Origin of the sequence: Microbacterium aquimaris, assembly GCF_039531285.1 — a bacterium.
Classification (GTDB): Bacteria; Actinomycetota; Actinomycetes; order Actinomycetales; family Microbacteriaceae; genus Microbacterium; species Microbacterium aquimaris.
Genome location: NZ_BAAAPT010000001.1, coordinates 776,185 through 797,589, shown reverse-complemented (window position 1 = coordinate 797,589; position 21,405 = coordinate 776,185). Strand labels below are relative to the sequence as shown.

20 protein-coding genes are annotated in these 21,405 nt (G+C 66.8%); 10 read left to right on the top strand and 10 right to left on the bottom strand.

The annotated features are described in order from the left end of the window. Positions 1–16: 16 nt before the first annotated feature. Positions 17–1,888, bottom strand: a complete 1,872-nt coding sequence (locus ABD204_RS03730; protein ID WP_194423335.1) for an alkyl/aryl-sulfatase — start codon at positions 1,886–1,888, stop codon at positions 17–19. Beyond that, positions 1,875–3,077, bottom strand: a complete 1,203-nt coding sequence (locus ABD204_RS03725) for an AI-2E family transporter (RefSeq protein WP_194423334.1) — start codon at positions 3,075–3,077, stop codon at positions 1,875–1,877. The genes ABD204_RS03730 and ABD204_RS03725 overlap by 14 nt, the downstream gene beginning before the upstream one ends. 45 nt (positions 3,078–3,122) lie before the next feature. On the opposite strand from ABD204_RS03725, the gene ABD204_RS03720 reads away from it, so the two are divergent. Then, positions 3,123–3,416, top strand: coding sequence for a chorismate mutase (locus ABD204_RS03720; RefSeq protein WP_194424222.1), 294 nt, complete (start codon positions 3,123–3,125; stop codon positions 3,414–3,416). 64 nt (positions 3,417–3,480) lie between these two features. On the opposite strand, the gene ABD204_RS03715 is transcribed toward ABD204_RS03720, so the two are convergent. The 3 genes from ABD204_RS03715 to ABD204_RS03705 are packed head-to-tail and all read right to left on the bottom strand — an operon-like array spanning position 3,481 to position 5,479. After that, positions 3,481–4,176 carry a hypothetical protein gene (locus ABD204_RS03715; protein ID WP_194423333.1) on the bottom strand — a complete coding sequence of 232 codons (696 nt, stop codon included), beginning with the start codon at positions 4,174–4,176 and terminating at the stop codon, positions 3,481–3,483. Next, positions 4,173–5,072: an ABC transporter ATP-binding protein gene (locus ABD204_RS03710; protein WP_194423332.1), complete on the bottom strand. Its 900-nt coding sequence runs from the start codon at positions 5,070–5,072 to the stop codon at positions 4,173–4,175. Before ABD204_RS03710 ends, ABD204_RS03715 begins: the two co-directional genes overlap by 4 nt. Beyond that, positions 5,069–5,479 (bottom strand): GntR family transcriptional regulator, encoded by a 411-nt coding sequence (locus ABD204_RS03705; RefSeq protein WP_194424221.1) that lies wholly within the window; start codon positions 5,477–5,479, stop codon positions 5,069–5,071. The genes ABD204_RS03710 and ABD204_RS03705 overlap by 4 nt, the downstream gene beginning before the upstream one ends. Before the next feature lie 354 nt (positions 5,480–5,833). Here ABD204_RS03705 and ABD204_RS03700 point away from each other — a divergent pair, with 354 nt between their 5' ends. From ABD204_RS03700 to ABD204_RS03690, 3 genes are all read left to right on the top strand, one after another. Beyond that, the gene (locus ABD204_RS03700; protein WP_194423331.1) at positions 5,834–7,147 is read left to right on the top strand and encodes a quaternary amine ABC transporter ATP-binding protein; all 1,314 of its coding nucleotides are present in this window, start codon (positions 5,834–5,836) and stop codon (positions 7,145–7,147) included. Further along, on the top strand, positions 7,147–8,058 hold the full coding sequence (locus tag ABD204_RS03695; protein WP_194423330.1) for an ABC transporter permease: 912 nt from the start codon (positions 7,147–7,149) through the stop codon (positions 8,056–8,058). The genes ABD204_RS03700 and ABD204_RS03695 overlap by 1 nt, the downstream gene beginning before the upstream one ends. Before the next feature lie 105 nt (positions 8,059–8,163). Further along, entirely contained in the window at positions 8,164–9,075 is a 912-nt protein-coding gene (locus tag ABD204_RS03690) for a glycine betaine ABC transporter substrate-binding protein (protein WP_194423329.1), read from the top strand. Positions 9,076–9,189: 114 nt separating this feature from the next. On the opposite strand, the gene ABD204_RS03685 is transcribed toward ABD204_RS03690, so the two are convergent. The 4 genes from ABD204_RS03685 to purL form a co-directional block, all read right to left on the bottom strand. Then, positions 9,190–9,963 carry a hypothetical protein gene (locus ABD204_RS03685; protein WP_194423328.1) on the bottom strand — a complete coding sequence of 258 codons (774 nt, stop codon included), beginning with the start codon at positions 9,961–9,963 and terminating at the stop codon, positions 9,190–9,192. A 27-nt stretch (positions 9,964–9,990) separates the two neighbouring features. Then, the gene (locus ABD204_RS03680) at positions 9,991–10,707 is read right to left on the bottom strand and encodes a hypothetical protein (RefSeq protein WP_194423327.1); all 717 of its coding nucleotides are present in this window, start codon (positions 10,705–10,707) and stop codon (positions 9,991–9,993) included. A 63-nt stretch (positions 10,708–10,770) separates the two neighbouring features. Continuing rightward, on the bottom strand, positions 10,771–10,905 hold the full coding sequence (locus ABD204_RS03675; protein WP_277816624.1) for a hypothetical protein: 135 nt from the start codon (positions 10,903–10,905) through the stop codon (positions 10,771–10,773). Between the two features lie 10 nt (positions 10,906–10,915). After that, positions 10,916–13,261, bottom strand: coding sequence for a phosphoribosylformylglycinamidine synthase subunit PurL (gene purL, locus ABD204_RS03670; RefSeq protein WP_194423326.1), 2,346 nt, complete (start codon positions 13,259–13,261; stop codon positions 10,916–10,918). A 347-nt stretch (positions 13,262–13,608) separates the two neighbouring features. Between purL and ABD204_RS03665 the strand changes: the two genes are divergently transcribed. The 5 genes from ABD204_RS03665 (at position 13,609) to ABD204_RS03645 (ending at position 18,519) form a co-directional block, all read left to right on the top strand. Next, entirely contained in the window at positions 13,609–14,688 is a 1,080-nt protein-coding gene (locus tag ABD204_RS03665; RefSeq protein WP_194423325.1) for a linear amide C-N hydrolase, read from the top strand. Positions 14,689–14,901: 213 nt separating this feature from the next. Next, positions 14,902–15,384 carry an SRPBCC family protein gene (locus tag ABD204_RS03660; RefSeq protein WP_194423324.1) on the top strand — a complete coding sequence of 161 codons (483 nt, stop codon included), beginning with the start codon at positions 14,902–14,904 and terminating at the stop codon, positions 15,382–15,384. Between the two features lie 26 nt (positions 15,385–15,410). Next, a complete protein-coding gene (locus tag ABD204_RS03655) occupies positions 15,411–15,761 on the top strand; it encodes a YciI family protein (RefSeq protein WP_194423323.1) in 351 nt (116 codons plus the stop codon). After that, positions 15,673–17,019 carry an RNA polymerase sigma factor gene (locus ABD204_RS03650; RefSeq protein ID WP_322597565.1) on the top strand — a complete coding sequence of 449 codons (1,347 nt, stop codon included), beginning with the start codon at positions 15,673–15,675 and terminating at the stop codon, positions 17,017–17,019. Before ABD204_RS03655 ends, ABD204_RS03650 begins: the two co-directional genes overlap by 89 nt. Positions 17,020–17,607: 588 nt before the next feature. Then, a complete protein-coding gene (locus ABD204_RS03645; RefSeq protein ID WP_194423321.1) occupies positions 17,608–18,519 on the top strand; it encodes a hypothetical protein in 912 nt (303 codons plus the stop codon). Between the two features lie 153 nt (positions 18,520–18,672). Here ABD204_RS03645 and ABD204_RS03640 read toward each other — a convergent pair whose 3' ends face one another. Next, positions 18,673–20,028: an ATP-binding protein gene (locus tag ABD204_RS03640; RefSeq protein ID WP_194423320.1), complete on the bottom strand. Its 1,356-nt coding sequence runs from the start codon at positions 20,026–20,028 to the stop codon at positions 18,673–18,675. Between the two features lie 989 nt (positions 20,029–21,017). Here ABD204_RS03640 and ABD204_RS03635 point away from each other — a divergent pair. Continuing rightward, positions 21,018–21,404 (top strand): ArsR/SmtB family transcription factor, encoded by a 387-nt coding sequence (locus ABD204_RS03635; RefSeq protein WP_194423319.1) that lies wholly within the window; start codon positions 21,018–21,020, stop codon positions 21,402–21,404. The last annotated feature ends 1 nt before the right edge of the window (position 21,405 follow it).

Here is a 21,405-nt window from a genome sequence, read left to right as displayed (position 1 = left end):
TCGGGCTACGTGCCCCCTACGGCAGCACGATGTCGAAGTCGGGGTCGCCCGGGTCGAGAACCGAGAACAGCGCCTCCAACACGCCCGCGTCACCGTCGATCAGCAACCCGGGAGAGGTCATGTCGCCGGCGGCGAGGGCGATCATGCGGGCCTTGGTCAGCGAGAGGTGCAGCGCCGCGTCGGCGGCCGGTTCCTTCTCGATGTAGATCAGCACGCCGTTGCGCAGCGTCACCCGGAAGCTGCGGCCGAGATCGGTGAAGGTCACGTCGGTGACGAGATCGAGATCCCAGGCACGTGGACCGTCGACCTTCACGGCGAACGCGTCGAGGAGTTGCTCGGCGGTCAGCTGAGCGATGATCAGCGGCGCGTCGGTCTTGGTGGGCGTGCCGAAGCTGCCCTGACGGAGCTCGCTGGCCCCGGAGAGGAAGAAGTTGCGCCAGGTGCCGTTCTCGGCTCCGTACCCGAGCTGGGTGAGGGTGTCGGCGTACAGCGCGCGACCGGCCTCGTGGCCGGGCTCGGCGAAGACGACGTGCGAGAGGAGGGTCGCGGCCCACCGGAAGTCGCCGTCGTCGTAGGCGGTCTGCGCAAGCTCGACGACCCGGTCGACACCGCCCATCGCAGCGATGTAGCGGGTGGCCTCCTCGGCGGGGGGATGCGGCCACAGGTGCGCGGGATTGCCGTCGAACCACCCCATGTAGCGCTGGTAGACGGCCTTGACGTTGTGGCTGACCGAGCCGTAGTAGCCGCGGGCGTTCCACGCGTTCTCGAGGGAGGGTGGAAGCTGGATCGTCTCGGCGATCTCGGCACCGGTCAGTCCGGCGTTGAGCATCCGCAGCGTCTGATCGTGAAGGTAGGCGTACAGATCGCGCTGGGTCGAGAGGTAGTCGACGATCTCCTCGCGGCCCCACGTCGGCCAGTGGTGCGACGCGAAGACGACGTCGGTCGTCTCGGCGTAGCGCTCGATCGCCTCGGTGAGGTACTGCGACCACACGTGGGGATCCCGGACCAGGGCCCCCCGCAGGGTCAGCAGGTTGTGCTGCGTATGCGTGGCGTTCTCGGCCATGCACAGGGCGCGAAACCCCGGGAAAGAGAAGTGCATCTCGGCCGGCGCCTCGGTGCCCGGTGCCATCTGGAAGTCGATCTCGACCCCGTCGATGATGTGCTCCTCGCCCGTGGTCGCGATCTCGAGCGTGGGTGGCAGGATTCCCGAGGAACCCGTCGAGGTGGTCTGACCGAGACCGGCTCCGACCTGCCCGTACGCGCCGCGTTCCAGCGCGGCGCCGTACATGTATCCCGCTCGGCGGCCCATGGCTGTTCCGGCATATACGTTCTCGGCGACGGCATGCTCGAGGAAACCCTCCGGGGCGATCACCGCGACCTCCCCCGCGTCGACGGCTTCCTTCGTGGTGACGCCGAGGATCCCTCCGAAGTGGTCGATGTGGCTGTGGGTGATGATCACCGCGACCACCCGGCGGTCGCCGCGATGCCGCCGGTAGAGCGCGAGCGCGGCCGCCGCGGTGTCGGGGGAGATGAGCGGGTCGATGACGATGACGCCCGTGTCGCCCTCCACGAAGGAGATGTTCGACAGGTCGAATCCGCGCACCTGATAGATACCCTCGACGACCTCGTAGAGGCCGTGCTTGGCGACCAGCGTCGATTGACGCCACAGGCTCGGGTTGACCGAGGTCGGGGCATTGCCGGTCAGGAAGGTGTAGCTCTGTCCGTCCCAGACGACCTCGCCGGCCGTGTCACGGATGACGAGGGGGTCGATCGTCCCCAGAAAGCCGCGCTCCGCCAGCTCGAAGTCCCTGGTGTCGTCGAACGGCAGGGATGCCCGCAGACGTTGATGGGCGGCGGCGACGGCAGGGGTGGGCTCAGAGGGGTTCATGACGCTCCTTTTCCACCTCGAAGCCTGCCCCATCCGAGGCCCCTCCGGAAGGGGGCCGTCGCGACGAGACCTTCGCGTCTTGTCGGGGGATCAACACCTGCTTGATGATCAGCAGGATCGAGGCGGTGACGGGGATCGCCACCAGGGCGCCGAGGAGGCCGAGAAGCGTGCCGCCGACGAGGGCGCCGATGACCACGAGGGATCCCGGGATCGAGATGGTGCGGTTCATGACGCGCGGCGTGAGCACGTAGGCCTCGATCTGCATGTACAGCAGGTATGCGGCGGCGAAGATCAGTGCGAGCAACGGGTCGGCGAAGAGGGCGACGGTCGACCCGATGATCCAGAACAGCACCGGTCCGACCAGCGGGATGATCGTGATGCAGAAGGCCGTCACCGCCAGCAGCGCCGGGAAGGGCAGGCCGAGCACGATGTACATGATCAGCGTGAACATCGAGTTGAAGAACGCCAGGATCACCATGCCCATGAGGTATCCGCCGACCGAGTCGGTGATCTGCTCGGTGAGGTCGGCGATGCCGGGCCGATTGCGCGCCGGAGCGAGGCGGTAGAAGGCCTGCTTCATCATCGGCAGTGACGCGAGGAAGTACAGGCTCAGCACGATCACGATGACGCCGCCGGAGATCGCCGTGGCGATCGTCACACCCGCCTGCAGGACGCCTCCGCCGATCGCGGCGATGTTGCTCGGGTTGGTGACGAACTTCTGCGCCTCGGTGAGCATGTCGCCGAGGGAGTCGCCGAAGTTGCTTTCGGCCCACTGGAAGAGATCGCTCTTCATGAAGTTGTTGATCAGCGTGGGCAGGTCCTTCACGAACTGCGCGATCTGCTCGACCACGGTCGGCAGCACGAGCAGCAGCACCCCGGCGAGGACGATCGCGAAGCCGAAATACACGATCACGATGCTCCACACCCGTGTCACGTTCTTGCGCTCGAGAGCGCGCACGACCGGGTCGAGGCCGAGGGCGACGAACAGCGCGAAGGCGATGTAGATGATGACCGTGACGATGTTGGTCACGGCGATCCCGAGCGCCAGCGCGACGAGGCCGCCGAGCACGGCGAAGAACCCGAAGGCGAAGGGGTTGCGGAGGCCGAACCAGCGCGCCGGCTCGCTCTCCTGCGGGGGCGTCGCGGGCGGCGTCGCGGCGTCGTCGGGCGAGTCGGTAACCTCGGTCATGCTCACACTCTATTGGTGAGCGCCCGCCGCGCCGAGGAGGACGACATGACCGAGACGCCCGAGCAGACGCTGCTGCGACTGCGCGCCACGATCGACAACATCGACGCGGCACTCATCTTCGTGCTCGCGGAGCGGTTCCGCGCGACCAAGCAGGTCGGTGAACTCAAGGCCGATCACGGCATGCCCGCGTCGGATCCGAGCCGCGAGGAGCAGCAGGTCGCCCGACTGCGCCGTCTGGCCGAACAAGCTGACCTCGACCCCGCATTCGCCGAGAAGTGGTTCAACTTCGTCGTGGCCGAGGTCATCCGTCACCACACCGCCGCCGCCGACGCCCGCTGACAGATCGCCTCCGGCGCCGATCCGGTGAGGATCGGCGCCGGAGGACCGTCGGTGAGCTCTCGGGTCAGGGCGTGGCCCGACGCAGCGTCAGGAACGATCCGGCCGCCAGCAGCGCGGTCACCAGCAGGCCCCACAGGGTGAGTCCGACGGCGCCCTGCGTGGCGAACCACGTGAACACCTCCGCCCACGCATCGAGGCGGCCCACCAGCCACATTCCGGCGACCAGCACCAGGGCCAGCGCGATGTACACCAGTGCGACCCACATCGCGCCGAAGCGCTTGTAGAGGGTGGCCGACGCGAAGCCGATCGTGAAGATCAGCACGGTGAAGGTGAAGTAGAACAGCCACGCGGCCCACCAGCCGGTCTCCCAGATCCAGGGCAACTGGAAGAAGTAGCCGTTCATGCCCCACCCGCCGGTGGCGACTTCGACGAACCCGCCGATGACGAACACCGTCGCCAGCAGCACCGCCGTCAGCGTCGCGGTGGCGAGGGTGCCGAGATAGAACTCCCGGCGCGTGATGCTCAGCGCCTGTGAGAACGGGAAGGTCATGGTCAGGGCCTGGATGCCGACGAACAGGAAGTACCACAGCGGCGCCTGCGCGCCACCGCCGTAGAAGGGGCCGGGCAGCCCCGAGCTGTTCAGCAGCGCGTAGATGGCCAGCGTGATGACGAACGCGCCGGTCAGCACGGTCAGCGGGATCCACACGTACGTCTGGCGGTTCACCAGCTGCAGGCGGATGACGTTCAGGGTGCGGTTCATCGCGACACCTCCGAGGCCGAGGCGCCGGACGCGTGCTGCGTCAGGCGCACGATGAGCTGCTGGAGTGAGACGGGGGCCACTTCGAGCTCCGCGTCGGCGAGTCTCCGATGGTCGGCCTCGGTGAGGGTGCCGAGCACCGTCACGCTCGACACGCGGCCGAGGCTCTCGCGGTGGAGCACCTCGCGTCCGGCGACGAAGGCGTCGACGGCGGCGGTTTCGCCCACGATGTTGGCGGCGCGGTCGCGCACATCATCGGTGCTCTCGTCCATGAGGATGCGGCCCTGATCGATCACGAGCACCCGTTCGATGAGGTTGGAGACCTCGTCGATCAGGTGGCTCGAGAGCACGATCGTGCGCGGATGCTCGGTGTAGTCCTCCAGGAGCCGGTCGTAGAAGATCTGCCGCGCCACCGCATCCAGCCCGAGGTAGGGCTCGTCGAAGAAGGTGATCTCGGCACGCGAGGCGAGCCCGATGATGACGCCGACCGCCGAGAGCTGCCCACGCGAGAGCTTCTTGATGCGGCGTTTCACCGGCAGCTGGAACGCGACGATCAAGTCGTCGGCCAACTCCTGGTTCCAGTTCGGGAAGAACAGCTTCGCCGACCGGAAGGCGTGCAGCGGTGTGGCGTCGTCGGGGTACCTCTGGCTCTCCCGGACGAAGCACAGACGCCGCAGCACGCGGGCGTTCTCGTACGGGTCTTCTCCGAACACGCTCACCTCCCCCGAGGAGGCGAAGTTCTGGGCGGTCAGGATCGACATCACCGTGGTCTTGCCGGCGCCGTTGCGGCCCAGCAGCCCGTAGATGGTGTCTTTTTCGATCGCGAAGCTCACCGCGTCGACCGCGACGGTGTCGCGGTAGCTCTTGGTGAGGTCGTTCACCTCGATTACGGCGGTCATCGTGCGGTTCCTTCTGTCTCGGTGTGGTCGGGTTCGGTGGTGCGGTCTGATGTGTCGGCCCGCTCGCGCACGAGCCGGCTGATGTCTTCGGCGCCGAGGCCGAGCTTGCGGGCCTCGACCAGCAGCGGCTCGACGTAGCGGTCGGCGAAGGCGGTGCGCCGTTCGTCGAGGAGCTGTTCACGGGCTCCGGCGGCGACGAACATGCCGATGCCGCGGCGCTTGTAGAGCACCCCTTTGTCGACGAGCATGTTCACTCCTTTCGCGGCGGTGGCGGGGTTGATGCGGTAGAACGCGGCGAGCTCGTTGGTCGAGGGCGCTTTGCCCTCTTCGGGGAGAGTGCCCTCGACGATGGAGTCCTCGACGCTCTCCGCGATCTGCAGGAACAGTGCTCTGCCCTCTTCGATCACCATGTGCTCCCTTGGTTCATTACTGGACTAACTAACCATGCAACAGCCGAGGTGAACATGTCAAGTACGGGGGATGCCTTCTGTCGCTCGCTTTTGCCCTCCGCTTGGCATCGGGGTTAGGGTTGACTCGGGCCGAGAGCCCCGATGACGACCAGTCCGCGGTCCGCGTGGGTCGATTCCCGACGAATCCCCGCGCAGAACGTATGGTCGGCGGTCTTGGCGACGAACCCGATGTGAGTCGCCGGTTGCGCAGGTGCGACACGTACTGCGCCATGCGCCGATGACCGTCACCCGGACGTAACCGATAGCAGACCCGAGCAGGTGTGATCCTGGGCGGGTCTCTGAGGTGCATACGTGACATCCGACCTTGCCATCGAGGCGAAAGGCCTCTTCAAAGTCTTCGGGCGCAACACGCGCGGAGCAGTCGACAAGCTGAAGAAGGGCGCCTCCCGCTCGGAGGTCGCCGCACAGGGCGCCACCGCCGCGGTCATCGACGCCAGCTTCGACGTGAAGCCCGGTGAGATCTTCGTGATCATGGGGCTGTCCGGCTCGGGGAAGTCGACGATCATCCGCATGCTCAACGGACTCCTGGAGCCCACCGCCGGTGACGTCCTCGTGCAGGGACAGAGCGTGACGAACGCGTCCGACGCCGAGCTGCGCCGCATCCGCCGCAGCTCGATCTCGATGGTCTTCCAGCACTTCGCGCTGTTGCCGCACCGCACCGTGATCGACAACGCCGCCTACGCGCTGGAGATCCAGGGCGTCGGCCGTGACGAGCGCCGCGCCCGGGCGCAGGAGATCCTCGAGAAGGTCGGCCTCGGCGACCGCGCCGAAGCCATGCCCGACGAGCTCTCCGGTGGCATGAAGCAGCGCGTGGGACTGGCCCGTGCGTTGACCGCCGGCACCGACATCATGCTCATGGACGAGGCCTTCTCGGCGCTCGACCCGCTCATCCGACGCGAGATGCAGGAACAGCTCATCGAGCTGCAGCAGGAACTCGGCCGCACGATCGTCTTCATCACCCACGATCTCAACGAGGCCATGTTCCTCGGTGACCGCATCGCCGTCATGCGCGATGGCCGCATCGTGCAGAACGGCACCCCCGAGGAGATCCTCACCGACCCCGCCAACGACTACGTCGCGCAGTTCGTGCAGGACGTCGACCGCACGCGCGTCCTCACCGCCTCGTCGGTGATGGAGCCGCCGGTGGCCGTCACGCCGCTGCACGCCGGCGCCCGCGGCGCGCTGCGCATCATGCGCGACCTGCAGGTCGGCGCCGTGTCGGTCGTCGAGAGCCGCAGCAAGTTCATCGGCTCGGTCACCGACCGCGACGTCATCCGTGCCGTGAAAAACGGCGACACCGACCTGCGCGGCATCCTCCGTCAGGACCAGCCGGTCGTCCACCCCGACGAGCCGCTGGCGGAGATCGTCGAGCGCTCGGTCGAAAGCCCGGCGCCGATCGCGGTCGTCGACGACAAGAACCGCCTCATGGGCGTCATCCCGCGCGTGACCCTGCTCGCCGCGCTCGGCAACGTGCCCGCGGTGACCCGCGAGAACCCGATCATCGACGTTCCCGTCTCGGTGTCCGCCGGCGAGCTCGACAAGACGCTCGCCACCGTGGAGGACGCCGCCCCGGCGGCCGCCACCCCGACGGAAGGAGGCGTGTGATGGAGAACCTCCGTCTTCCCTTCGGCGAGTGGGTCGAAGCGATCGTCGACTTCATCGGCGACACTTTCGGCTGGCTGTTCGACGCCATCGCCACCATCCTCGGCATCGTCTACGACGGCCTGGACTGGGTGCTCACGACCCCGCCGTTCTGGGTCATCATCCTCGTCCTCGGCGCACTGGCGTGGTGGGTCAAGGGCTGGAAGCTCGCGACGGGAACCGCCGTCGGCCTGCTGTTCATCGTGCTGGTCGACCAGTGGGAGAACGCGATGGACACCCTCGCGCTCGTCCTCGTCGCCTCGGCCATCGCCGTCGTCATCAGCATCCCCGTCGGCATCTGGGCGGCGCGCAACGACACCGTCTCGCGCATCGTCCGTCCCGTCCTGGACTTCCTGCAGACGATGCCCGCATTCGTCTACCTCATCCCCGCGATCATCTTCTTCGGGGTCGGAGCGGTCCCGGGCATGATCGCGACCATCCTGTTCGCACTCGCCCCCGGCGTGCGTCTGACCGAACTGGGTATCCGCGGTGTCGATCACGAGGTCGTCGAGGCCGGACAGGCCTTCGGAGCGACCCGTGGGCGCATCCTGCGTCAGATCCAGCTCCCGCTCGCCCTTCCCAGCATCATGGCCGGTGTCAACCAGGTCATCATGCTCAGCCTGTCGATGGTCGTCATCGCGGGCATGGTCGGCGCCGGCGGACTCGGCGGCGAGATCGTGCGCGCCATCGGCCGCATCAACGTCGGCCTCGGCGTCGAAGCGGGTGTGGCCGTGGTCATCCTCGCGATGATGCTCGACCGCATGACCTCGGCCCTCGCCGACAAGGGCGGTGCCCGCGCGAAGCGTCGCACGGCATCCCCGAAGGACACGCAGGCCTCCACCGCCACGGCGCAGCCCGCCGGCGCGCAGGCCTGACCACCAGACCAGGCGGGTTCATCGCCCGCCGGAGGCGTCCGAGACTCGGGCCGCCTGACAACACGACCGATCCGCGCACAGCACGCGGATGGAGAGGGAGTCAACATGATGACCAAGAGAAAGCACCTCGCAACCGGAATCGCCCTCGCGGGCGCCTCGGCCCTCGTTCTCGCGGGCTGCAGCTCGGACTCGGGTGACAGCGGCGACGCGGGCGGCGACACCTCGGGCGCCGACCGCGCCATCGAGCTGGCCGTCTTCAACGGGTGGGACGAGGGCATCGCCGCGTCGTACCTGTGGGAGGCCATCCTCGCCGAGCACGGCTACGACGTCGAGCTGACCTACGCCGACGTGGCCCCGGTCTACGCCGGTCTCGCCGGTGGCGACTTCGACCTCGTGCTCGACACGTGGCTGCCCGCGACGCACTCCGACTACATGGAGGAGTACGGCGACGACCTCGACGACCTCGGCGCCTGGAACAACGACGCCGCGCTCACCATCGCGGTGAACGAGGACGCCCCGATCGACTCGCTCAGCGAACTCGCCGACAACGCGGATGCGTTCAACAACGAGATCGTCGGCATCGAGCCCGGCTCGGGCCTCATGCGCATCACGGGCGACGACGTCGTCCCGGGCTACGGCCTGGACGGCATGGAGCTCATCGAGTCCTCGACCCCGGCGATGCTCGCATCGCTGCAGTCGGCGACCGACGCCGGTGAGAACATCGTCGTCACGCTGTGGCGTCCGCACTGGGCCTACGACGCCTTCCCGATCAAGGACCTCGAAGACCCCGAGGGCCTTCTCGGCGAGGCCGAGGGCATCCACTCGGTCGCCGCGACCTCGTTCGCCGACGACTTCCCCGAGGTCCACGAGTGGATCTCGAACTTCGAGATGGACAGCGAGAAGCTCTACTCGCTCGAGAACGCCATGTTCAACGAGTACGACGGTGACGACTACGGTCCCGTCGTCGAAGAGTGGATCGCCGGAAACCAGGAGTGGGTCGACTCCCTGACTTCCTGATCCCGTTCCTCCTCTGAGGACCCCGCGGGGCGTCCGGCTGCGGCCGGGCGCCCCGTTGCCGTGTGTGCGCGGCGTCGGCCGGTGAGGAGCGGCCTCCGAGGTCGCGACGTGGCGTCAGGATGCCGGGGTGTCAGGGTCCGGCACGTGCGGCGGGCGCGGCGTCCCGGGGGTGATCTCCAGAGCGACCTTCTTCTCGAGCCGGTCGACCGCCTCGTCGGAGAGGGAGATGAGTCCGTCGAGCTCCTCCCGCACGCGCTTGTAGGCGATCTGACGCTCGGCCGGTGTCGCGGCCTGATCGACCGCGACCGACAACAGCTGTTGCGCGGTGTCGAGGCGCTTGCGTTCGACCGACGAGAACGTCGAGTCCTTGATGCGACGCGCGTCTCGCTCGGCGAGATCGAACGCGACCTCGTAGTCGGTCACGGCCTCCCGATATTCGACGAGCCGCTCGCGGCCGACCTTCGTCGAGGCCTCCGCCGGACGCAAGTTGTCGGCGACCCGCTTGGCGCGCAGGAACGCCGCCGTCAGCGGCTGGCGCCCGTCGCTCATCGCCGGGAACGCGATCAGCTTCGCGACATCGAGCTCGTACTCGAGCCAGCGGTGGGTGACGTCGTCGTGCGCGGCGAACAGCTTCTCCAGCTGCGCGGCGGGGGATTCATCGTCGACGGTCTCGGGCGCGGGGGGCGTCGACGCCGCGGCGACCTGCGCGGGCCCGGGCGTCGTCGACTGCGCGGCTTTCAGCTCCCCCTGGGCCTTGAGGATCTCCAGCTTCTGTCGGTGACGCCGCCGCGCGCGACGCTCCCACCCGTTGCCGGCGGCGGCGAGGAGACCGAAGGCCGGGAACGCCAGCCACCAATAGCTCGCGAGAAAGGTGAACAGGGGTTCCACCGTGCCATCGTAGCCGCGGCCCGTGCGCTACGTTCTGGGCGGTTCGACCGGCGGCGGTCCCTGCCCGCGAGCGGCGCGCCACGCATCCTGCTCGGCGATACGGAACGCCGACTCGGCGGTGGCCACGGCCTCCCGGTACGCGACGAACTCCTCCGGAGTGATCTTCGCCCGCGCGTCAGCGGGGCGCAGTGACCGTGCCCGATGCTCAGCGGCGACGAACTCCGCCGTGAGGGGATGCCGTGCATCGGTCATCTGAGGGATCGCCAGGGCACGCGCGGCGTCGGTCTCGTACTGCATCCACCGCGCCGTGAGCATGTCGTGTCGGGCCATGAGTCGCGCCAGCGGCAGACGACTCTCGTCGCCCCTGCTCGAGGCGGGCAGGGCGCGCATCTGCGCCCGAGCGGCCTTGACGCCGGTGCGCTTGGCGCGCAACGTCATCCACGCCACCCGGTGCGCGTGCTTCGCGCGTTGCAATTCGTCTCGCGCGATCGGCACGCTCGGCATACCCGGGGCGCCGGGATTCGCCTTCGCCGTCTGCAAGGCCGCACGCGCGGTGCGCATGTCCGCTCGAGCCGACATCAGGGCGGTGTATGCGCGGGACATCTCGTGCCGCGCGGCGTCGAGCTCGAGACGACGCGCGCGGCGTCGACCCGAGGTGGCGACGCCGTAGCCGGCCGCGCCCGCACCGATCGCGGTGGGGGCGACCCACCACCAGGCGCCGAGCAATTCGAACCAGAGGTCCACCCCGCCAGCCTAATCAGCCGCCCGCCCCGAGGCCGCCCCGTGAGCGGACCGGTGGGCGGGTGGTCAGGCGAACAGGAGCGTGAGGATGGTCGACCCACCCGCGACGAGGATCAAGGAGACGATCGTCACCCACGCGACGACCTTCATGCGGCGCTGCCGTGCCTCGCCGTAGCCGGCGTACTCTTCGTCTTCCGACATCGTCTGCCTCCTAGGCGGTCGGTTCGGTGATCGTGGCGCCGAAGGCGGCGGGAAGGGTGGCGCCGGAACGCTCGCGAAGCTCCGGCACGGAGACGGTGAAGACATCCTGCACTTCGAGGGCGGCCTCCCCGTCGGCGGGCATGTCGGTCACACCGATGCGGAGCACCGGGTAGCCGCGGCCCTCGCACAGGCCGCGGAACTTCACGTCCTCCTCGCGGGGAACCGACACGATGACACGACCGGTCGACTCGGCGAACAGTGCTGTCGCGGCATCCACACCGTCGCGCTCACTGATCTCGCGCAGCCACACGCGAGCGCCGACGCCGAAGCGCATGGTCGCCTCTGCGAGGGCTTGCGCGAGGCCCCCGGAGGACAGGTCGTGGGCGCTCGAGACGAGCCCCTGCTGCGACGCGGCGTGCACGAGCCCGGCGAGCTTCTTCTCCGCGGCGAGGTCGACGGCGGGCGGGCGCCCGCCGAGGTGACCGTGGATGGTGCCGGCCCACTGCGACCCGCTCAGCTCGGTCGAGGTCACACCGAGCAGGTAGATGTTCTCGCCCGCGTCCTGCCAGCCCGAGGGGATGCGGCGGGCGACGTCGTCGATGATGCCCATGACTCCCACGACCGGGGTCGGGAAGATGGGCTGGTCGCCGGTCTGGTTGTAGAACGACACGTTCCCGCCGGTGACGGGGATGCCCAGCTCGAGGCATCCGTCGGCGAGACCCGCGACCGCCTGCGAGAACTGCCACATCACCTCGGGGTTCTCCGGTGACCCGAAGTTCAGGCAGTCGGTCACCGCGGCGGGGACCGCGCCGGTGACGGCGACGTTGCGGTACGCCTCGGCCAGAGCCAGCTTCGCACCCTGGTAGGGGTCGAGCTGGCAGTAGCGGCCGTTGCAGTCGGTGGCGATGGCGAAGCCCAGCCCCGACTCTTCATCGACACGGATCATGCCGGCGTCGTCGGGGAAAGACAGGGCGGTGTTGCCGAGCACGTAGTAGTCGTACTGGTTGGTGATCCATGACGTGTCGGCCAGGTTCGGGCTCGCGACCAAGCTCAGGAACTGGTCGCGCAGCACGTCGGCGTCGATGCTGCGGGGCAGGGTTGCGGCCGACTCCTCGCGCAGGCCGTCGAGCCAGGCGGGGTAGGCCACGGGACGCTCGTACACCGGACCGTCCACGGCGACGGTCGAGGGATCGACATCGACGATCTTCTCGCCGTGCCAGAAGATCTGCAGACGTCCGTCTCCGGTGACCTCGCCCAGCACGCTGGTCTCCACATCCCACTTGCCCACGACGGCAAGGAACGCGTCGAGCTTCTCGGGAGCGACGATGGCCATCATGCGCTCCTGCGACTCGCTCATGAGGATCTCCTCCGGCGTGAGTGACGGGTCGCGCAACAGGACGTTCTCGAGGTCGACGCGCATCCCGGAGCCGCCGTTGGCGGCAAGTTCGCTCGTCGCGCACGAGATGCCGGCGGCGCCGAGGTCCTGGATGGCCTCGACGAGTTCGCCCTGGTAGAGCTCAAGGCAGCACTCGATGAGCACCTTCTCGGCGAACGGGTCGCCCACCTGCACGGCGGGGCGCTTGGTGGGTCCGCCGTCGGCGAAGGTGTCGGAGGCGAGGATGGAGGCCCCGCCGATGCCGTCGCCTCCGGTGCGGGCGCCGAAGAGCACGACCTTGTTCCCGGCACCGGTCGCGTTGGCCAGCTTCACATCCTCGTGGCGCATGACGCCCACCGCGAGGGCGTTCACGAGAGGGTTGCCCTGGTACACCGGGTCGAAGACGGTCTCACCGCCGATGTTGGGCAGGCCCAGGCAGTTGCCGTAGAACGAGATGCCGCTGGTCACGCCGTGCACGACGCGCGCGGTGTCGGGGTCGTCGATGGCGCCGAAGCGCAGCTGGTCCATGACGGCCACCGGGCGCGCACCCATCGAGATGATGTCGCGGACGATGCCACCGACGCCGGTCGCAGCGCCTTGGAACGGCTCGATGTAGCTCGGGTGGTTGTGCGACTCGACCTTGAAGGTGACCGCCCACCCCTCACCGATGTCGACGACGCCGGCGTTCTGACCCATCCCCACCATGAGCTTCTCGCGCATCTGGTCGCTGACCTTCTGGCCGAACTGACGCAGGTAGATCTTGCTCGACTTGTAGGAGCAGTGCTCGCTCCACATCACCGAATACATCGCCAATTCCCCCGAGGTGGGGCGGCGGCCGAGGATCTCACGGATCTGCGCGTATTCGTCGTCCTTGAGTCCGAGGGCGCCATAGGGCTGTTCCTTCTCGGGGCTGGTGATCGCGTTCTCGACGGTGTCGGCGACGGGGCGCGTCGACGCGGTGGTGTCGGAAGGAGTGGTCATGCGGCTGAGCTCCAGATGTCGAGGGCGCCGGACGCTCCCATTCTAGGTGGGGGCGTCGGCCTGTCAGGTGACGCCGGCGGGTGAGCCCGGGTGAGGAGCAGGGTGATGAGGAGGGTGAAAACGGTGCCCGGCCACTCGTCGGAGTCGACGTCTCGCGAAAACATCGGACCCATACGTTCCGACGGAAGGTTCCGATGCGATGGTCACCGACTCCGGTCCCGTCGCCTCGTCGCCGATCGGCGCGATGTGAGTGGTACGCGACGCGTGCGCTCAGCGGGATCGAAACCGCGACAGCCAGCAGCGCAGCCAGCAGCTGAAGACGAACATCGAAGACAGGAAGATTGCGCATGTGCACGCGAGTGATTTGGCCGGACGCCAATGGATCGGTCATCGTCGGTCGGAACATGGATTTCCACATGGATCTCCTCACCAACCTCTGGAAGCTCCCGCGAGGGATCGAACGCAAGGACGGCGCCAACGGCGCGCTCACCTGGAAGGCCAAGTACGGCAGCATCGTGGCCACCGCGTTCGACCTGATCGCGACCGACGGCATGAACGAGAAGGGCTTCGCCGGTCACATCCTCTGGCTCGCCGAGTCTGACTACGGCACGCCCGACGCGGATGCGGTGCAGCTGAGCCAGGCGGTGTGGCTGCAGTACTACCTCGACAACTTCGCCACCGTCGCCGAGGCCGTCGCATGGACCAACGAGTCGCAGGTGCAGATCGCGCAGTTGTTCGATCCCACCGGGCACCTCGTCCCGACGTTGCACCTCGCGATCAACGACGCGACGGGCGACTCGGCGATCATCGAGTACACCGATGGCAAGCCGACGGTCTACCACAGCCGTGACTACCTCGTGATGACGAACTCGCCCACCTACGACAAGCAGCTCGAGCTCGTCAAGAAGGTCGAGGGGCTCGGTGGCGACGAACACCTGCCCGGTTCGACGCTGGCCAGTGACCGCTTCGCGCGCGCCTCGTACTACGTTGCACGCCAGGTCGAGCCGAAGACGCAGATCGATGCCATGTCGGCGATGTTCAGCATCATCCGCAACGCCGCGCAGCCGTTCCGCACGCCGGAGCCCGGCAAGCCTGACGCGTCACAGACCATCTGGCAGGTCGTGCTCGACCTGACGAACAAGCGCTACGCGTTCGAGTCGACGACGCGCCCGAACATCGTGTGGGTCGATCTCGACGAGGTCAGCTTCGCGGAGGGAACGAAGGTCCTGCGGCTCGACCTCCTGGGTCGGCTCGCGCTCGAGGGCGGCCTGGTGGGGGACTGCAGCCACAAGTTCACCGACCCGGGCGAGCTCGCCGAAGACGTCCTCGCCGCCGGTGTCACCGCGCTCGAGTGGGTGGCGCGCAAGAAGGATGCGTTCCTCGCGGTCAAGGAGGCCGTGCAGCAGCGCGTGGGCGCCTCGCACTAGAGATTCCCCCGGCGCGTCCGGGGAGTGTTCCGCCGGTGTCAGCCGGCCTGTTCGACCGCACCACTCGACGTCGGGATTGCCGACCCGAGTGGTGCGGTCTTGCTCTTGCTCGTCGTTCCGCAGAAATTCTTCCGACCGAGGTGTCCTCGGCGGCGAACGCCATTCGTCCCCTTATCGAAGAACCCCTTCACACCCTTCGAGAGGAGAACGACAATGAGCAGATTCACCACCGTCACACGTCAGGGCCGGGTTCCGGCGACGCCGGCGCAGATCACCGCCCTGGTCTCGTCGACGGCCGGCTTCACGGTCATCAACCCGCACCTCACGCAAGACCCGAACCTTCAGATCACCCCGAGGGGCGTGGCGTCCGGCGTGGGGTCGGCCTTCGCCTTCCGTGGGAAGAACGGCAAGGGTACCCAGACGGTCACCGACGTGACCGCCTCGAGTGTGGAGTACGCGATCGACATGGGAGGAATGGGGCAGTCTCGCCAGCGCATCGACATCAAGCCCGACGGTGCCGAGTCGATCGTGACGTGGTCGATGACCTTGGACGCGGGTCACAATCCGCTCCTGCGCCTGTTCGGCCTGCTCGCTGGCAAGATCCTCGGCCCGTCCGTCGAAATCGGCATCCGCAACCTCGCCGCCCACGACTGGGCGGGCAAGACGGTTCACACCGTCGCCACAAGCGCCCACTAGGGTTCGGTCACACCGAAGGGATCTCCATGAAATACACCTTCCTCCTCTACAGCGACCCGAGCGCCATGGGCGAGCCCACCCCCGAAGAGATGGAGCAGGAGTTGGCCGTCTTCGGCGCCTACATCGGCATGCTCCGCGACGCGGGTGCCTTCGTCGACACCGACTGGCTCCAGCCGACGCAGAACGCCGTCACCGTCTCGACGAAGGACGGAGAGGCGGTCGTCCATGACGGCCCCTTCTCCGAGACACAGGAGCAGCTCGGCGGATACTTCGTCATCGAAGCCCCCGATCTCGGCGTCGCCGTCGAGTGGGCCAAGCAGTGCCCGACCGTGCACTACGGCAAGGTCGAGGTTCGCGGCTCCGCCATGCCGGGGTGACACGGTCGACGTCGCGGACGCCGCCTTCGAGCCGCTCTCGGCCCCTTTCGATCCCGCCGGATTCGTCAGGGAGCACCGGGCGCGGCTCGTCGGCATGCTCGTGCGGTGGTGCGGCGATGTGCAGCTGGCCGAGGACGCCTTCGGTGACGCGATCGAACGCGCCCTGACGGCGTGGCCGGCGTCCCCGCCGGCGGACCCGTACGCGTGGGTGGTGGTCGTGGCCAAGAACCGTGTGCGTGACATCCTCCGGTCGGCTGAACATCGCCGCAATCGCGCGCTGGACGAGACGGACGAGCTCCGCGCGGACAGGCGCCCGCCGACCCGCGACGACGACACACTCGCGCTCATGTTCGCCTGCGTCCATCCGATGCTCGACCGTGGCGTGCACGCTCCGCTCATCCTGCAGGTCGTGCTCGGCGTGTCCACGGTCGACATCGCGACCTCGTTCGCGCTTCCGAGCGCCACCCTGTCGAAGCGGCTCGTCCGTGCGAAGCAGAAGCTTCGAGCCGATCGAGATGCGTTCGAGGTTCCCGCGGGCATCCCGCGTGAACGAGTGGCGGCCGTGCTCGATGCCATCTACGCCGCGTACTCCATCGAGTGGCTGCGGGTTGCGCCGGCTGATTCTGCCGAGCGGGTGACGGACGAGGCTGTCCATGCCAGCCAGCTCATGCTGACCGCGTTGCCGCACGACCATGAGGTGCGGGGTCTTGCCGCGCTGCTGCTCTACCTCCACTCGCGGCGGTCGGCCCGGTTCCGGGACGGGACGCTCGTGCCGACCGAGCAGCAGGACACGGCGCTCTGGGATGCCGAACTGATCGGCCGCGCCGAGCGGCTGCTCCGTGCCGGGATGAGCACCGCTCGCACCGCACCCCCGGGTCCGTTCGAGTGGGAAGCCGCGATACAGTCGGCGCACTCCGCGCGCCGCAGATCGGGTATCACCGACTGGGAGACGATCGCACAGCTCTACAACGCGCTCGTGCACGTCACGCCGAGAAAAGGTGCGCGGGTGGCGCGCGTGGTCGCCATCGCGCGCGTCACGGATCCGACCATCGGCCTTCGTGCGCTGGAACAGCTCGCCGATGAGGACCCGACGATGCTGAGGTTCCAGCCCTATCACGCGGCGCGGGGGGCGCTCTTGCTCGAATGTGGTGATGCGCTGTCGGCCCGCAGGAGCATGCAGCGCGCCCTGGACCTGTGCACACACGGGCCCAGCCGACGGTGGCTCTCGGAGCAGATCGCCGGTATCCCGGTGTCGTAGCGGAACCGGGCGGGTCGGAGGTCGGCGCTCGTCGAACTCCCCAACCTCGCGTCGTCGATATCGACAACGGTGTCGGGAACTCGGTGAGATGACATCAGATGTCACGCGGAATGGGCGGATCTCGCCGATCCGAGGCGACTTTGTCGTGACACTTTGCCGGAGGCAAGCAGGACTTGTCGCCCGCGTCGCACTCGGACGAGCATGCAGCAGCTATCGGGCTCCCTAATTGACGAGCGCTGCTTCTTGAGAGGTACCACCATCGGGCATCTGCGCGTGCTGGTCAATCGAAGCTCGCGGGGTCATATCGACGGTTCAAGCGGCCTCACACCGAACGCTCGGGCGTCGACCGGCGAGCGAACGCCCAACTCAGTCCCGATCCTCGTTGGCACAGCCATACCGTCTGGCGAGACGCAATGCCGATATTGTGGCGGCGTGCGAGCCGTGAGAAGATCCTCCGCCCCGATCGTTCTTGGCGCGGAGAGGTCCGCTCGGCTCGAGCAGAGTCTCCCAAGACTTCGCGCCTGGGCAGAGCGCCTCGAGCCGGTCAGTCTCAGGGAGTGGGAGCTTCCACGCACGACGCTTGAAAAGTTGCAGGCCACGACCAGCGCCGACGAAGACTGGCTGATAGTCAAATTCACTGATGGCTCCATTCTTGCAACGGACGACTTTTCGGACCTTGGTCGCATGCGTCCCGCTGCTGCGGTCATCTATCCCGAGTTGGACTCGCGTCTGTGGGCGTGGTGGCTCACGCACGCGTGGTCCTCGCTGGAACTCGCCCTGGCAAGCCAAACCGCAATTCGCGGATGGTCACTTGCGTCAGCGTCGACGCTAAGCCGGTCGCTCCTCGAATCAGTTGCAGCGTTCTGGTACGAGACTCGCCAGCTCGGCGCATCTTGGGGTCGTGCCAAAAATCTCCCCGGCGGCGAGGATCGTCCAGTTCGCGTACGGCAGGAGCTGAACCCGCGGCTCCTCAAGGCGTTCCGAGGCACCCGTTTGAAAGCGAGTCCGGAGTTCCTGCGTGCCCCGAACGTGCTCACCTGGGTCGAAAGGTTGGCGAAGGATACCGGGGTGCCGATGGTCACAGAATGGTACGACAAGCTGTCGGATGCAGCACACCCGTCGTCGTATGCGCGCACGCTGTACTCCAGCGTGACGATGATGCATGACAGTTGCGGAAAGGCCGAAACACACTTCGCATACAGCCCGATCGCGACGGGCTCGCTAGAGGAAGACCCCGATTCTGTCGACGCAGCGGTGAACGAGTTTCCGCGACTCATTGCGGACGCTTGGATCCTGTGCACCGACGTTCTGCTCGAACTGCTTCCGCTGTCGTTCAAGCTGCCAGCCGACTTCACGCTCACTTCCAGAGCTCTCGACCTAGTCGGGTCGCCCTACCTCCGCAACATGTGGACCGACGACCCATGCCCGTGCAGTTGCGGTGGAGCCATTGCTCACAAGTGGGCAGCGGCCTTTCCTCCACTTCGCATCAGCCAACGATGAATCGAGACGTACGAGCACGGAACGGCTTCCGACCGCGCCGCCCCGTCAGATGACCTGACCGGGTGGAGCGGCGCACGTGCCATGCACATCTGGGCGCTGGACTCTACTTCAATCGTTGATCGATCCGTCGGCCGAGGCACGCTCAGCGACCGGCTATCGGTCGACCTGTACGCCTTGCTGATCACCGTGCCACTTGAGCGCGTAGCTCAAGAACGGGTCTACGAGATAGATCGTTGGCTCTGCGGACTCTTCGTCGAACTCGAATACCGGCTGAAGCTCTCGACGCCGGTGGGCAATCTCTTCCTCCGCATCGTCGTCGTCGCTCTGCGCCGGAAGTTCCTCCTCGAGAGACGTGGCTGCGATCTCAGTCATCTTGCGGAGTTTCGCAAGTATGCGGGGGTCCGGCAGCTGACCATCCTCGAGAATCGCCGTGATAGAAGTCGTCAGGTCAGAGATGGTCGTTTCGAGCTTCGGACCGGCTAGATTCAGCCCTGCCATGATCTGCTGATAGCCATCGAGCACGCGTCCGTCCGGAGTGCGGGCCTGCTGGCGCGGCGTTCCTCGCACAGGCGGCCCCTGCACTAGGCGGGCTAGCCAATCCATTGCGAGTTCGTCTTCGACACCGCGGAAGAACGCGTCCCAATCCTCCGGTTCGTGCAGCGTCGTTAGATTCTGCTGCGTCTGCGCGATGGAGTTGGCCGGGTCATCGCATAGGTGTAGGCAAAGAGTTTGCATGAGCGCAGGACTCTTATAGCTCTCGCGAGCAAGCCGCTGACCGATTCGACCCAGCGGATCAAACAGATTCAGCGCTGCGAAGCCTTGCCGTGCGATTGCCTCCAGGTCGTCGTCGGACCACGGCGGTACCTTGAGCGTCTTGGTTCGGCCGCCAATGTCCTGTACGCCTCGTGCCGCGACTGCTCTGTAGTGCTGCAGCGTGATGAGTATCGCGGGCACCGCCTGCCTCACCAGCGCTTTCAGAGCCCGAACAACCTCGACGCGGACGGCAGGTTCGACGAAGTGAAAGTCGTCGATCACGACGGCGCACGGTTGGCCGAGCTCTACTTGCCACCGGAGCACTTCTGATACGGCCTGGTCCAAGGAGAGCGTTTGCGTCCAGCTCTGCGTCTCGCTTGTCGACTCGTCCTTTCCAATCGATGGCTGCACAAATCCCAGACTCGAGAGAATCTGCCACTTGTAGACCTCGACTTGTTCCGTCGACTGGCCACGGGTGTTGGGCACGTGTAAGGCGCTGGCCAGGCGAGCCCAGAAGTCGTCGATTGATTTGATCCAGGACCCTTCGAGCCAAACTCGGCGCTGCGCTACCTTCTCGACTAGAACGCTCTTGCCGACCTTCGTGGGCCCAATGATCGTCATGATGTCGCCACTACGACGTATATATGTTTCGAGCGAGCCCTCAAGTTTCAGGCTGTCGCGAGGGTTGTAGGTGACAGTCGCATCCTTGCCAGGTACGAAGACCTTCTCTACCGGCAGTATCTCGGATGCAGTCATAGTTCGGACATTAGCTGATGTCGACCGTCGGCGCTCTGGCTCGTGAACGGCGGCGTCGACACGACGTGAAAAAATCCGTGTTGACTCCGTACTGCGGAGGGACGGACCATCGAGCAGACCGTTGTACCGGAGACCAAAGCTGGAAACGCGACCGCTACTAGAGTGCGAGGCATGGATCCGGGGATGCTCATTCTTGGCGCGGTCTCTGCCGCCGCGGCTGGCGCCTCGGCAATCATCACGTGGGTTTCGCGTGCAGACACGATCGCCGCGGCGGATCGAGCGACGAAAGCCGAGAAGGCAGCCCTGAGCGCATGGCGCGACTCTGCTACAGCACTCAAGGAGGCCAACGAGACTCAAGGAGGCCAACGAGCTGGCGGTCGCGCAGCACGAGGAGAGATTTGCTAGAGCGCGACGAGGGCGGCGTCTAGATGTGGCGCAGGCTCTCAGGCGGTGGCATACCGAGAAGGTGTTGAGGATCGCGCTCGGACATGAGACTCGCCAGGCCCACCACATGGAGAAAAGGGAGCTGAGCACCCGCCTCGGAGCGACCGGTGAACCAGGCGCGTTCATGCTAGACACGGCCGTTCATGACGCCGCCCAAGAGGTGATAGCTGGCGATGTAGAGTCCGCGCTGATAGCGACGGGCGTTATCACCTCCCTCACCTAAGCATGGGTTGAGGATCCGGAGCAGTTCGCTGACACGCAACGTGGAGCGGCGACAGAGGACTCTCTCCTTGCCAAGCTTCAGGAAGCTGCGGACAGGCTCGAAGAAGCCATCAAACTCGCTGGAACCGTGAACGGAGATGAACCTCCGGCCGCGGGGCCTGGTGCGTAGTGCAGTCCGGTGATGGACCGGCTAACGAGCGACGGTGACAGAGGCAACTATCTACACGCTGAAACGATCAGTCCGACGAGGACAATCGTCACTATTCCTGATAGCCGGAGGGGGCCCTCGACGCGGAGGTTCCCCCGTCGTAATCTACAACCAAATGGTTGCACAAGCGGGGCTCACAGATGACGAGATGGACCGCGTCTTCCAGGCGCTCGCGGCGGCGACCCGCCGCGACATCCTGCGACGCACCCTCGATGACGAGCACTCCGTCTCGGCCCTCGCCCGCGACTACGACATGTCGTTCGCCGCGGTGCAGAAGCACGTCGCCGTCCTCGAAGCGGCCCAGCTCATCGTCAAGCGCGCTGAAGGGCGCGAGCGCCTCGTGCGCGCCGATCCGCGCATGATCGCCCGGGCCCGGGCACTGCTGGCCCGCTACGAGGAGATCTGGCGCTCCCGCATCGACCGCCTCGACGCGCTGCTCGCCGAGCCCGATCCCCCCTCGCCGCCGCTTCCTCCCACGCCGCCACCGGCATCCACCACCTGAG